This window comes from Cyclonatronum proteinivorum (assembly GCF_003353065.1).
Classification (GTDB): domain Bacteria; phylum Bacteroidota; class Rhodothermia; order Balneolales; family Cyclonatronaceae; genus Cyclonatronum; species Cyclonatronum proteinivorum.
This window is the reverse complement of record NZ_CP027806.1, coordinates 2,101,895-2,115,153: the sequence shown is the minus strand read 5'-3', so window position 1 is coordinate 2,115,153 and position 13,259 is coordinate 2,101,895. Positions and strand designations below refer to the sequence as shown.

Genomic DNA, 13,259 nt, shown 5'->3' with positions numbered 1-13,259 from the left:
TTAGCCCACGAGTCCGAATACCGCGAGGAGCAGGCCTGCGCCCATGAGCAGTTTGCCGAGCAGGGCGTTGCGGTTGAGGCGGCCCCGGACGCCTTTGGCGTCGGTGTAGGACTGAACCGGCACGGGGTATTCGTGCAGTACGAGTCCGGTGAAGAGGGGGAGGATGCCGGCGAAGATCCAGAGGAGGCCGCTGTTTTCGGGCATAAGCACGTGCATGGCGGGGATGGCGATGAGTGCGAGGGGCAGCACGAAGATGTAGATCATGAACCGAAGGTTGCGCTGATTCAGGCGGGAGACATAATCCTGAAGCTCCCCTTCGTGCGAATTGTCGATGCTGAGTTCGAGTGTTTTGGGCGGGGCAAGGAGTACGGGGATCGTAAGGCTGATCCGGTGTGCCTCCGCAGGGGTAAGGGTTTCACCGCTCCATGCGCAGTGCGTAGGTTGCGAAGCGGGGCCGGCGGTCTTGTCTGAGTTTTGGGATGATGCCATCAGGACGGCCGGGCTCAGATGCCGACTTCATCGGCATAGTTCTGACGGTACACGGAGTCACGGATTATCCGCTTCACTTCGTTGTCTTTCCCCATTATAACCGTGTGAGGCTTGTGCGATTTGGCTTCTTCAGGCGTCATCTGCGCATATGAGATAACAATGATGCGGTCGCCCACCGCGGTAAGCCGCGCAGCCGGACCATTCAGACAAACGACTTTGCTGCCTCTTGGTCCCGGGATGGTGTAGGTTTCGATTCGGGCACCATTGTTTACATTCACAATCTGCACTTTTTCGTAGGGCAACAGATTGGCTGTATCGAGGAGGTCTTCATCAATCGTTACGCTCCCTTCATAATACAGTTCTGCCTCCGTAACGGTAAGCATGTGCAGCTTGGATTTAAACATTTCTAAGGTCATAGCGGGCAGTGAGATTTGGTTTGAAACGGTTGGGCTAATGCCTTCAGGTCCGGATTCGTTCAATCTAAACGGGCTTTCTTCATTAGCTTCCAAATATAAGGCTTTTTTGTGATAAAAAGGCTGATGCCGATTGCTGGGAAATGAGATGATTTTAGATTCACGGATTAGAGAGTTGTCTTGCTTCAGCCTTCCCCTTCACCTTCTTTGTTACCGGATAAAACCGCAATGTGTGCATTCGATTTTGCAGGCCTGCAACAGGCATGGTCGCAGGCCGAAGCTGGTAGATCCCGGATAAGGACGGTGGGTTTCGGAGTAGCCGCTGTTGTAGAGACGCGATAAATCGCGTCTCTACAACAGCGGCGCCATGCATGCGGGTGGGCGTTTTCGGGATGGACACAGCGAAGTCTCACAGCAAGGTCTTTACCGGCTTCCCAAGCCACATTACCAGATCCTTCGACTCCGCCTTCGCTGCGCTCCGGCTCCGCTCAGGATGACAGGGGCACTGTTGCACCCCCCGGCGCGGCTTGCCGCGCCGTTTGCCATGAGGCGGAGCATGTCATCCTGAGCGAAGCACAGCGGAGTCGAAGGATCTCGTGGTGCAGGGCTTCGGGGCTTTGATTCATATTGGGGTCGAACAGCCTCAGGGGATCTCTCACATGATGCTTCGGTGGGCTTTTGGGGCAGGGCGTGTTATTGGGGCTTTAATTGCGGCGTTGCTATGTCCCGGTGTTCGAGATGACTTTTTTATTAGATGATCTTCTGTCTCCCGTCTTCTGTCCGTCCCCTGTCCGCGGTCTGCCGTCCAAAAAAAAGCAACGCATTCATCTTTGATTTGGGATCTCTCAAGCTGCCACGAAAGACCGTGATGTTCTCTGAGTTTCCCCCCAAAAAAACACAGGCGGGAACAGCTTGGGTGCTGTCCCGCCTGTTTGGGAGGCTGGAATTAATTTACCTGCTTACCGGGCGTGGCTCAGGGGTTGCAGACGAAATCGCCCTGATTGCGGCCCTGCGGTTTCACAAACACGGCTGCTGTAAGCGGGGGCAGGCTTACGGTGCCTTCACCCGAAATTTCAGCGGTGCGTGCGACCCGATCGGCACCGCTTACGAGTAGGTCATGCAGGCGGAGGCCGCTGAGGCCGGTTTCGAAGGTTTGTGCTTCGTTGTGTGCATTGAAGATGACCAGGATGCCGTCGTAGTTGGGGTCGAGGGCGGCGCCGGCGCAGCGGCCGTCGGAGATGGTCATGGCGATGATGCCGGGCTGCTGATCGGGGCCTGTGTTGTGGAACCTCACGCGGGTGTTGACTTCTTCGGCGGTTGCGAGGCGGAAGAGCGGGCTGCTGTAGCGCACCCGGAGCTGGTCGCGGAAGATGTCGTGCGCGAGGCGCATGTGGTGTTCTTCGACCTGAATGAGCGGGTTGGTGAGGAATTCACGCTGACGGTCCCAGTTGCGCTCGTTATCCCAGGAGGGCGGCAGGCCGCGGCCCCAGTTGTGGGTTTGCATGGTGAAATCGACTTCGTTGAACCAGTCGCCGGAGTCGAAGCTGTTGCGGTCGAGCGACTTGGAGCGCAGGATGTCGGAGCCCATCTGATGGAAGGGCACACCCTGTCCGTAGTTGATGAAGGCCAGACTCAGCATATGCACGCGCACGCGGTCATCCATGCTCATGTCGTGCGGGAGCTTGGTTTGGGTGTTGTCCCAGAGGGTTTCGTTGTCGTGCTTGTCGATGTAGTTGACGGTTTCCTGCGGCAGGTCGGTGAAGCCGATCCAGTCGGTAATGCCGGTTACACGCTCACCCGTGCGGTTGATGTAGGGGTAGCTGCGCAGGTTACCCGCCATACCAACGCGGATCTGATCGGCCTGAAAGAGGAGGTCACTAAGCTGCTGATCCTGATCGCTGCCGGCGTCTTCATTCGGGAAGAGGAACTGACCGCTTGTGAAGCCCTGAAAGCGTCCGCTGTCGGTAAAGTTTCGTCCGCGGATGCCGTCGCGCTTGCGGTCGTTGAAGTTGCCAATGCCCGTGCCGTTCATGTTGAACTGCGTGGCCTGGAAGAAAATGCGGTTGTCGGCTACTTCACCGAAGTTCCAGCCTTCACCGTACACGTAAATGTTTGCACCGTCAACGCCGTGCTCTTCGAGGGTGAGTTCTGCGAGGGCGTCCATGAGGCGCTCCATTACAGCGCGCGGGTGATGCCCCATGAGGTCGAAGCGGAAGGAATCGACTTTGTAATGCTTGGCCCAGAACAGCACGGAGTCGATGAGGAGGCGCTCCATCATGTAATGCTCGGCGGCGGTGTTTGGACAACAGGTTGAGGTTTCGATTTCGCCGGAAACGACATCGTAGCGCTGATAGTAGCCGGGTACGACGCGGTCGAGTACGGAGCGGCGCTCGAGACCGTGGGCCGAGGTATGGTTGTACACCACATCAACGACCAGCTTGAGGCCGATTTCGTGCAGGGCTTTGACCATCTCGCGGAATTCGACGATACGTGCAACGCCGTTGGGATCGGTTGCGTAGCTGCCTTCAATGGCGTTAAAGTGGAAGGGATCGTAACCCCAGTTGAAGCCGTCCATGCGGGCGAGGCTGTGGTAGCGGCCCCGGATGCTGTAAGGCAGCTGAATGCTGGTGTTTGCGGGATCTTCCGCGGCAAGGGTTTGGAAGGCTTCGTAAATCGGGGTGTCGCCAAAGCGCTCGCAGTAGGGCTTGAGCGAATCTGCGTCGGGCATCTGCTCGCACAGGCGGCTGTACGGTTGATCGAGGTCGATGCGGAGGTCACGGTTTTCGATCACGGTTGTGATGTCGTTTACGGGCAGCAAGTGCAGGTGCGTAAGACCAGCCTGCTGCAGGGCGATCAGATGCGCCATGCCGTTGGAAAGCTCACGCCCGTCAATGCCGTTGTGGGTGAAGGCCATGAAAGTGCCGCGGTGCAGTTCGGGAACAGACTGATCGAAGATGCTGAAATCGCGCACATGGGCTTCATAGAGTGTGATATCAACCGGACGCGGCTGCACCTTCCGGATGTCGTCCCATCCTTCGGGTTTGAGGCGTTCATCGCCAGTAAGGTCAGCAAACTGACTGAAGTAGCTGTCGGTTGAGAGACTGACAGAGTACGGATCGGTAACTTCGTATTCGTTGATTTCCCCGTTTTCGGGATGCCATACGCGGATGGCGAAGCGGTAGAATTTGCGGTCCCAGTCAGCGGCGGGTCCGGTGAAGGTCCATACGCCGGTTTCGCGGTCATAGGCACCTGAAACGGTGCTTGATTCGGTTTTACTGTCGTTGTAGAGCACGAGTTCAAGGGCCTGCGCTGTAGGTGCCCAGACATTTAGGACGATCTCATCGCCTTCGTAAACGGGACCAAGGGTACCATCAAAACGGAAGAAGGCGTCGATCAGGCCGGGCACCTGCACGCGGGTAGCCTGTATAACGTTGTCTTGTGCATCGTAGGCAATGGCGAAAACAGGGCCGCGGATGGCCTGCTGTGCAAGATCGCGGTCGGTCGTGAGCGAGAAAGCGGGCCAATCCGCAATATGAGGCCAGGTTTCGGCCTGTGCGCTGTTCAGGTCAGCATTTGGTGTTAGGGCGAGAGCTTCTCCCCCGCTCACGCCAGCTGCCGTAATTTCAATATCGGCGGCTTCACTGTATCGCAGTTCGAATCTTGCGGCGTCGCGCTCGGCAAACCACAGTACGCGGTCGGGTGAAATCCAGTGCGCAGATGCGCCCTGAACAAGCGACTCCTGCGGCTGATCGGTTGCCGGCTCGTCCTGAGCTGTTCCGGAAGTTGTACACTTCATAATCAGAAGTCCCGATAATAAGATGGAGACCGTTAAAAGTATTTTTTTCATTTTGGTAAATTAATAAAGAGGGATACGGATCTGGACAGGCTGAAAGCCTGCACACCGCACAAAGATCACGGCCGAAGAGCCTGAGCTCTAAACCGCAAATTGTTAGCGCTTACATTATGTACATCAGGCGCTATTATCCTGCATTAGGCGAAATAATGACTGTTTACAAAGCAACAAGTAATATAACCCTATCCTGCATTTAATGCCAACCGAAAGCGCTTACTTCAAGCCTGGCACCACATCCGTTTTAATTCGGTAATTCATTTAAATTCATTACTTTCAGAACATTAGCTCATGTAAGCGGTTTTAAGGTTGTTCAACTTTCACTGCAGCCGGCAGAACGCCGGGTCTGCACAGGTACACCAGTTCATTACTTCTTTCTTTTCCCGCTTTCGTAAAGGTACCGGTTTTTACGGCACCCAAACCGCGCCATAACGGGCGGTCGTATTCAAAACACATCATTATGCAACAACAAGCACTCATCCCGGATTTTCGTAACCGGAAACCTGAAAAACTGGTCGAAAACCGCACAACTTATGCCGGCACCGAAGCCCTGTTTTCAATCTACGACACCTATCAGCCGGCAGAGCGGGTTGAGCTGCATGCCCCTTCTGTGATGTTCTGCGGGATGGTTACGGGGCGAAAAATTATCCACATTCCCGAACAGGACAGCTTCGACTTCCTGCCCGGGGAATCGCTGGTACTCCATCCCAATCAGACCATACACATCGATTTTCCGGACGCCCGCTTCAAGGAGCCCACAAGCTGCATTACCCTTGAAATTCCGGTAACCAAAATCCGGCAGGTAGCGGATCTGATGAATGAGCAATGCCCCAAACTGCCGGAACACAGCGAATGGAGCTATGACGAAAAAGGCTTCATCCATTTTGCAAACAACCGCTCCGTCGATCTTGTAATACAGAAGCTCTCTCATCTCTTCACGGAGTCCAATGCCAACAGCGATTTCCTGGTCGATATCAACACAACGGAATTGGTCGTGCACATGATGCAGTCTCAGTCAAGGGGCTTCCTGCTTTCACAGTTCAGAGAACGCAGCAACTCCGACAGCCTAAGCATGGCTATTGCATGGATGCACGACAACGCCGGTAAAATCCGGAATATCGAAGAAGTAGCGGAGAGGGCCTGCATGAGCAAATCGTCCTTTTACCGGCACTTCAAGGCCGAAATGGGGCAAAGTCCGCTGGATTATCTGAATGAAATCCGTGTCAGACAAGCCAAAAAAATGCTGCTGCAGCCCGGCACACAGGTCGCTGATGTGAGCTTTTCTTTCGGGTATTCAAGCGTAAGTCACTTCATCCGAACCTTCAAAAAAGAAACCGGACTCACGCCCAAGCAATATGTGCGTATGAAAAAGGCTTTGCAGGCCGGATCAAATGCGGGTCAGTGAACCCGGCACCAAGCCCTGCACCCGGCTCTGCCGTCAATTCTGAAGCTGTTTTTTTGGGGGAAACTCCGTGAACATCACGGTCTTTCGTGGCAGCTCATAAGTTCCCAAATCAAAGATTAACCCCTTGCTTTTGGGGTTTGGTTGCACAGCCGAAGGTAAAAGCACATAAAAAACTACCGGGATACCAACTGCGTCTCGGTTTGAAAAGCTTCCAACTGCATTCCGGCTATTAGAAACTGCAAAAACAATCGGGCTCATTGAACAGGCGCGTTCTGTTCCTGCGTTTTCCCTAAGGGGTGATTTATCACGTTGACTATTAAGGCGGGATACCTCATTTTAGGTGCTTTCCATTTTCTGTTACACTGTCACCAAAATCTGATTGTGTCTTTTACTTTTTCCCATCCGCTAATCGCCCCGTGCGCTCCTTTTGCTGCGGAGCGTCGCTTTGTCCTTTTCAACCTTTTCGGGCATTCGCGGCATGTTTAATGAACCAACCATTCTCAACCGCCGGATCGGCTGGATAGAAGTTGTTTGCGGCGGCATGTTCAGCGGCAAAACCGAAGAGCTCATCCGAAGGGCGCGGCGGGCGCACATCGCGGGTCAGCATGTTGTAATCGTCAAGCCTGCCATCGACAACCGCTATGCAAAGGAGATGGTTGTTTCTCACAATGCCAATGCGCTGCCCGGCATTGTTGCCGATACCGCCGATCAGATCGTACTCATGACCGGCGACGCAGAAGTTGTTTGCATAGACGAAGCTCAGTTTTTTGACGAACGGCTCGTTGATGTTGCCAACACCCTCGCCAACGACGGCAAACGGGTCATCATAGCCGGTCTCGATATGGATTACCTCGGCAGACCCTTCGAACCTATGCCCCATCTGCTTGCCATAGCCGAATATGTGACGAAACTGCACGCGATTTGTGCGGAAAGCGGCTATATTGCCAACTTCTCCCAACGCATTTCCGAAAGCAATGAGCGCGTGCTTGTTGGGGAGAAGGAAGCCTACGAACCAAGGGCGCGACACTGTTTCCGCCCGCCTGTAGATCAAAAACGGGGGCGTGAAATCCGGCCCTTCCGGCCTCAGCAATCGTCCGGACAGGAACAGACCTCCCCTGACGCTGAATATTAATTTAACCTTCTAAATTCTGTTTGATGGAACTGATACGCGGTATTATCGGGATGGCTGTAATTCTGGGAATTGCATACGCCCTCAGCAACAACCGCAAGGCCGTGAGCTGGCGACTTGTGGGTATTGGCCTGAGCATTCAGCTCACCCTTGCTGTTTTCATTCTGAAGGGCAGCGACCTTGCCGAATTTTTTGCCCCCCTTGGCTGGCCTAAACTGTTTTTTAGCTGGGTATCTTCCTTCTTTGTACTTGTGCTTGAATTTACGACTGAAGGAGCGGCCTTTATTTTCGGGGATCTCGCCTTTGGCCCGGGCATGGAACAAAGCCTGGGCTTTTTCTTTGCCTTTCAGGTACTGCCAACCATTGTGTTCTTCGCTTCCATCACAACATTGCTGTATCACTACGGCATCCTGCAGTTTATTGTGAAAATCATGGCAACGGGCATGCAAAAGCTGCTCGGAACTTCGGGCGCGGAGTCGCTGTCTGTCGTTGCCAATATTTTTGTGGGTCAGACCGAAGCCCCGCTTGTCGTAAAGCCCTACATCGAAAAAATGACGCAGTCTGAACTCCTTGCCGTTATGACCGGCGGGATGGCGACCATTGCGGGCGGAATTATGGCGGCTTATATCCAAATGCTGGGCGACGCCTACGCGCAAGCCAACGAACTGGCACTCGAAGTCGGCCGGCAGCTCTTTGCCGAACAGCTGCTTGGCGCAAGCCTAATGGCCGCCCCCGCAGCCCTGGTTATTGCCAAAATTTTGTATCCCGAAACAGAAGAGCCGGTCACACGCGGGGAAGTTAAGCTTGTGGTAGAAAAAACGGACGCAAACGGTATCGAAGCCGCTTCATCAGGGGCAACCGAAGGCCTTAAACTGGCCCTTAACGTCGGGGCCATGCTCCTTGCTTTTATCGCTATTCTGGCACTGATGAACCATTTCCTCGGCATTTTCGGTGAAGCAACCGGCATCAACAACATTTCCGAGAACTTCGACTTTACCATACAGGGCATTTTAGGGATAATTTTCGCGCCGCTGGCCTTCTTAATTGGCGTCCCATGGGTCGACGCCATAAACGTAGGATCTATGATCGGGACTAAGATTGTACTCACCGAGTTTATTGCATTTATAGATCTCTCGCAGTTCGTGATGGAAGGCGCCCTTGAAGAACGAACGGTTTTCATGGCAACCTTTGCATTGTGCGGTTTCGCGAACTTTTCATCCATTGCCATTCAGATTGGCGGTATCGGGGGCCTTGCCCCAAGCCGGAAGTCGGACCTGGCCAAATTCGGACTGCTCGCGGTCATGGCCGGAACCCTGGCCAACATGATGACCGCAACCATTGCCGGAGTGCTGTACTAAGCTGCGTATTGCCAACTCTTTTCCAAAGCCCGTAAGCGCGTTCATATCCCGCCTTACGGGCTTTGTATTTTTAACCAACAAAGCTAAGCCGGCAGACAACATGAAGAGCACGTTTGCGTTGCGAATTGATTTGTCGGGCATATTTCAAAGCCGCGCGAATTTTGCTTATTTTGATTGATTAATCAATTTGACGCCCATACTTATTCATCCAAAGAACAACAAACAGAAAGCTATATATGAAACCTAACGGTTTTGCATCAATAATCACCTTCATTGCCGCAGCACTCCTGTTTGGCGCCTGCTCAATTCTCAATATCGGACAGCAAGATTCACCCGAAGAAGCTGTAATCGGAAAAGTTGACGGAGGAGAGATTACCTTTGCCGAACTAAGGTCAAGTTTCTTCATCTCCCCGCTGCAGGAAGAACAGGATCCGGAAGAAATCAAGGAAGAAATGATGGCGTTCCTTGATATGTATCTCATATACAGAGCCCGCGTTGCCGCTGCTAAGGCCGAAGGGTATTTCGAAGATGAAGATGTGTTGCGTGAACTGAATCAGTACCAAAAGCAATCTGTTTTCCCGTACTGGCTCGAAATGCGCTTCCGCGAAGAATTGCTGGATGAACTCGTAGCGCGCAGCAAAACGGAAGTCGGCACTTCGCATATACTTATTTCTGTTTCCGCCGACGCTTCCCCTGCGGACACCCTTGCAGCATGGAATCAGCTGATGGAAGCCCGCGACATTTTCCTTGATCCGGAAGACGATACCGATTTCAACACGCTTGCGGAGCGTTTTTCTACCCGGCAGAGAGGTCAGAGTATGGGTGGCGACCTCGGGTTTATTTCCGGCGGATGGGCTGTGAAGCCTTTTGAAGATGTCGCCTTCAGCACGCAGCCCGGCGAAGTATCCATGCCTTTTCGAACAAGCTTTGGCTACCACATCGTACACGTGTATGAAGTTCGCGAAACGGTACCTGACCGCAGCTACTCTCACATCTATTTCCGCACAAGAGGCGGCGAGAATACGCCTGAGTCCGCGATGGAAAGGGCCGAAAAAGCATTTACGCAGCTTCAGGAAGGTCAGCCATGGGACGACGTGACCCTGGCCTTTTCAGAAGATCCTGACACCCGGCAGTCTGGCGGCAACATCGGCTGGATTCAGCCTGCACGCTTTCAGCCGCAGTTTCTCGAAAACATCAACCGCCTTTCCGAGCAAGGTGAATGGAGTGAGCCTTTCGAAAGTGAGTATGGGATTCATATAGCGCGTCTGGATTCCATCCGTACCTATCAGAACGAAGAGCAGCTTCGCGAAGAACTTTACGAACGTCTCCGGAACCTGCCCCGCTACCGCGAAAACCGCTCCTTTACCCTGCAAAATGTGCGTCAGTCAGCTGGTGAAGTCTTCCATGAAGAAAGCTTCGCCCTCTTCGAACAAAAGCTGAATGAGACTGAAAACCGGCACATCGCATCTGTTGCGCTCAGCTCCGAAAACCGGGCGCTTCCGCTTTACGATATTCACGACCGCACGTTCACCCTTGGTGAATTTTACGATTACCTCATGCAACAGCTTAACGGTACCGGTGAAGGTCCTTTCTCCTACGGCATGATTGAAGACTTTAAGCAATTTGCGGCCGAAGAAGTAATTGTTGACGTAACCAAAGCCGAGTTCCCTGACTTCGCCGATTTAAGCAACCGCTATCACGAAGGACTCGCCGTTTTCCGTCTTGTGGAAGGACAGGTCTGGAACTACGCGGCGCAGGATACAACCCGCCTGAAGGAAATATTTGAAGCCAACCGCGACAATTACCGCTTTGGCACCCGCTACCGCTATTACCGCATCAGCGCAGACACCGAAGAACGGCTGCACGAGGCACAGGAAGTAATCCGGCACGGGGTCGCTATTGAAGAAGTGCGGGAAGCTGTGAGCGGACTGATTCTCAGAACAGATATGATCAACAACCTTTCAGACTTCCCCTTTGATCACCTTCAGGGACTGGAAGCAGGCGATTTTACCGAAATTTTCGAATACCGCAACCGGCCTTCCATGCTTTATCTTGCGGAGATTAAGGAACCGCGCCGCATGACTTTCGAAGAAGCTTTTATGCGCGTCTCGGCTGATTTTCAGCCCATTCGGGAACAGGAATGGAATGCTTACCTGAGCGAACGTTTTCAGGTAACTGCATTTCCTGAGCGTTTGCGCGAAGTTTTGGAAAACACCAACGTAATTCAGTAAGGCTACCGCTTCAGGCACGCTACGCCATCTTTACATGAACAGACTGACGCTCTTTTTTATCCTCTTCTCCTCCCTGACCATGCTGTTAACAGCATGCGCATCCCAGGATACTGAACCACAGGGAACCATTATTGCTGTGGCGGCCGGGGAACAGCTTTTCCTTGAAAAAGCGCTGCGTCATATTCCTCCACGCAGCATTAGGGAAGACAGCATTGCAGCTGTATCAAGATACCGGGAACAGTGGATCTTCGAACAACTTCTCGCAGAAGAAGCGCGGAGAATGAACATTCAGCAGCTACCTACCTTTCAGGAAGCCATGGACCGGTTTGAGCGACAGCTGATGGTTGAGCTTTTGGCCGAAGCCTACCAAGACCGCACCGAAGCCGTCTATGTGAGCCGTGAACAGGCATTCAACTTTTATGAAATGCACCGCGAACAGTTCATTCTCAATGAACGACACGTGCGGATAAATCACCTGTTCACCAATACGTTTAGTGAAGCCAATAATGCCCGCAACGAGTTGCTCCGGGGCGTGGAATGGGAAACGGTCGCCCAAAATTACGCAATCGATCCCGAGTATTCTATCCGCACCGCCGCGCTTTACCTGCCGCTGAGCTCGCTCTTTGAAGAAGAACCCGAACTTGCGCAGTTCCTGCGGGTTATCGGGCTTACCGAAGTAAGCCCGATTCGGCAAATCGGCGGGCAATACCACTTTGTGCAGCTGGTTGAAAATCAGGACGCCGGCAGCGTACCTGATCTGGATTGGACCTTAGATCAGGTTCAACAATGGCTGACGACCGAACGCCGTCAGAATCAGCTATCAGCCCTTCGTCAGAACCTGTTGCGACAGGCAGAAGCCAACGGCACCATCACCATCTTCGATTAAACCCAAAATAAATTTCATGCGAAATCAACTTTTTTTAACCGCTTTTGTACTCTTACTTACCGCTGCAGCCTTTACCAATGCACAGGCACAGCAGCGTCAGGTGCTGGATAAAATCGTGGCGGTGGTAAACGATCAGATTATTCTGAAATCAGAAGTGGATGAACAAATCGGCGAAATCCTCTCTGCCCGCCGTGACATGCAATTCTCAGAAGAACTCTGGTTTGAAGTACTGGAAAACATCATTGATAATAACGTGATGTACGAACAGGCCAAAATTGACTCCATCGTTGTAACACCCGATGAAGTCAACCGCGTGATGGATCAGCGTATTCAGCAGCTCATCGGGCAGGCCGGCAGTGAGCAGGCCCTCGAGCAGGCCATGGGACAAAGCCTGATTCAGGTCCGTGCGGACTATCGCGACCGCTTCCGCCGGGATATGATGGTAGACCGGCTGCGGCAGCAGAAACTTCGCAGCGTGCGTATCACAAGACCCGAAGTCGTGGCCTTCTTCAACAGCATTCCCGCTGATTCGCTGCCCGTAGTTCCGGAAACCGTTGAGCTGTCCCATATCGTGGCCATTCCACCCGTGTTTGACGAAGCCGAAGTCGCAGCACGTCAGTTTGCAGAAAGCCTGCGCGATTCCCTCCTGAACCACGGCGCGGATTTCGAAACCTTCGCCCGCCGCTACAGCAGTGGCCCGGGTGCAAACAGGGGCGGCCTTATCCCTATGCTGCCACTCAGCGATCTCGTACCGGAGTATGCCGCTGCCGCTTCAGCCTTAGAACCCGGCGGCATCTCACAGGTTGTACGAACCAACGCCGGTTTCCACATCATCCGGCTGAACCGCAGAAGCGGGGATCAGATTGAAACCAATCAGATTCTGATTCAGGTTCAGGAAGAACAGGTGGACGAAAACTTTGCCATCGAACGCCTCACAGCTATTCGTGACAGTGTGCTTGTTCACGGGAAGACCTTCCCGCAAATGGCACGCAGACACTCCGAAGACCCTGAGACCTCCCCAACCGGCGGTCGCATTATCAATCAGCAAACCGGTCAGCGACGACTTGCGGTTGATGAACTTGAACCTGCCTTGTACCGCGCCATCATCAACCTTGAAGGTGAAGGCGATATTACCGAACCCATCCGCTATACGCTCAGAAGCGGACAAAACAGACAGCCGGCTTTCCGCATCATCAGGCTCAACAACCGCATTCCGGAGCATGTGGCAAATCTTGACATTGATTACGATATCATCCGCAACATTGCCCTGCAGGACAAACAAATGCGCGAGCTCAGCCGGTGGATTCAGAACATCCGCGAAGATATGTTTATTGAATACCGCATAGCAAGCCCGCGGGCAAGCCGCTAAAATTTACAACGGGTCATTATTCCCTGAATGATGGCCCGTTTCCTTTAGTTTTTACAAATCTGACTACAAACCATTCATCAACCCCGCAGAGTGCGCTTCAGGCGAACTTCTTGAACTTAACAACACCGC

General features: G+C 53.2%; 9 protein-coding genes. 6 read left to right on the top strand and 3 right to left on the bottom strand.

Translation table 11 applies throughout. The annotated features are described in order from the left end of the window. From CYPRO_RS08170 to pulA, 3 genes are all read right to left on the bottom strand, one after another. The gene (locus tag CYPRO_RS08170; RefSeq protein WP_114984148.1) at nucleotides 1–489 is read right to left on the bottom strand and encodes a hypothetical protein; all 489 of its coding nucleotides are present in this window, start codon (nucleotides 487–489) and stop codon (nucleotides 1–3) included. Between the two features lie 14 nt (nucleotides 490–503). Next, nucleotides 504–905, bottom strand: a complete 402-nt coding sequence (gene panD / locus CYPRO_RS08165) for an aspartate 1-decarboxylase (protein WP_114984147.1) — start codon at nucleotides 903–905, stop codon at nucleotides 504–506. Between the two features lie 970 nt (nucleotides 906–1,875). Beyond that, on the bottom strand, nucleotides 1,876–4,749 hold the full coding sequence (gene pulA, locus CYPRO_RS08160) for a pullulanase-type alpha-1,6-glucosidase (protein ID WP_114984146.1): 2,874 nt from the start codon (nucleotides 4,747–4,749) through the stop codon (nucleotides 1,876–1,878). A 463-nt stretch (nucleotides 4,750–5,212) separates the two neighbouring features. Between pulA and CYPRO_RS08155 the strand changes: the two genes are divergently transcribed. The 6 genes from CYPRO_RS08155 to CYPRO_RS08125 all read left to right on the top strand — a co-directional run bounded on the left by CYPRO_RS08155 (nucleotide 5,213) and on the right by CYPRO_RS08125 (nucleotide 13,130). Beyond that, nucleotides 5,213–6,157 carry a helix-turn-helix domain-containing protein gene (locus tag CYPRO_RS08155; RefSeq protein ID WP_114984145.1) on the top strand — a complete coding sequence of 315 codons (945 nt, stop codon included), beginning with the start codon at nucleotides 5,213–5,215 and terminating at the stop codon, nucleotides 6,155–6,157. Nucleotides 6,158–6,635: 478 nt separating this feature from the next. Next, nucleotides 6,636–7,289: a thymidine kinase gene (locus CYPRO_RS08145; RefSeq protein WP_114984143.1), complete on the top strand. Its 654-nt coding sequence runs from the start codon at nucleotides 6,636–6,638 to the stop codon at nucleotides 7,287–7,289. A 23-nt stretch (nucleotides 7,290–7,312) separates the two neighbouring features. Then, complete coding sequence (locus tag CYPRO_RS08140) at nucleotides 7,313–8,644, top strand: NupC/NupG family nucleoside CNT transporter (protein ID WP_114984142.1); 1,332 nt, start codon at nucleotides 7,313–7,315, stop codon at nucleotides 8,642–8,644. Nucleotides 8,645–8,880: 236 nt separating this feature from the next. Further along, nucleotides 8,881–10,875, top strand: coding sequence for a peptidylprolyl isomerase (locus tag CYPRO_RS08135; RefSeq protein ID WP_114984141.1), 1,995 nt, complete (start codon nucleotides 8,881–8,883; stop codon nucleotides 10,873–10,875). A gap of 34 nt (nucleotides 10,876–10,909) precedes the next feature. After that, on the top strand, nucleotides 10,910–11,761 hold the full coding sequence (locus CYPRO_RS08130; RefSeq protein WP_114984140.1) for a hypothetical protein: 852 nt from the start codon (nucleotides 10,910–10,912) through the stop codon (nucleotides 11,759–11,761). 16 nt (nucleotides 11,762–11,777) lie between these two features. Beyond that, on the top strand, nucleotides 11,778–13,130 hold the full coding sequence (locus tag CYPRO_RS08125) for a peptidylprolyl isomerase (protein ID WP_114984139.1): 1,353 nt from the start codon (nucleotides 11,778–11,780) through the stop codon (nucleotides 13,128–13,130). The last annotated feature ends 129 nt before the right edge of the window (nucleotides 13,131–13,259 follow it).

Bases quoted from the DNA above. Each gene is read 5' to 3' on its own strand.
- CYPRO_RS08170 (WP_114984148.1), bottom strand. From the start codon at position 489: ATGGCATCATCCCAAAACTCAGACAAGACCGCCGGCCCCGCTTCGCAA.
- panD (WP_114984147.1), bottom strand. From the start codon at position 905: ATGACCTTAGAAATGTTTAAATCCAAGCTGCACATGCTTACCGTTACG.
- pulA (WP_114984146.1), bottom strand. From the start codon at position 4,749: ATGAAAAAAATACTTTTAACGGTCTCCATCTTATTATCGGGACTTCTG.
- CYPRO_RS08155 (WP_114984145.1), top strand. From the start codon at position 5,213: ATGCAACAACAAGCACTCATCCCGGATTTTCGTAACCGGAAACCTGAA.
- CYPRO_RS08145 (WP_114984143.1), top strand. From the start codon at position 6,636: ATGTTTAATGAACCAACCATTCTCAACCGCCGGATCGGCTGGATAGAA.
- CYPRO_RS08140 (WP_114984142.1), top strand. From the start codon at position 7,313: ATGGAACTGATACGCGGTATTATCGGGATGGCTGTAATTCTGGGAATT.
- CYPRO_RS08135 (WP_114984141.1), top strand. From the start codon at position 8,881: ATGAAACCTAACGGTTTTGCATCAATAATCACCTTCATTGCCGCAGCA.
- CYPRO_RS08130 (WP_114984140.1), top strand. From the start codon at position 10,910: ATGAACAGACTGACGCTCTTTTTTATCCTCTTCTCCTCCCTGACCATG.
- CYPRO_RS08125 (WP_114984139.1), top strand. From the start codon at position 11,778: ATGCGAAATCAACTTTTTTTAACCGCTTTTGTACTCTTACTTACCGCT.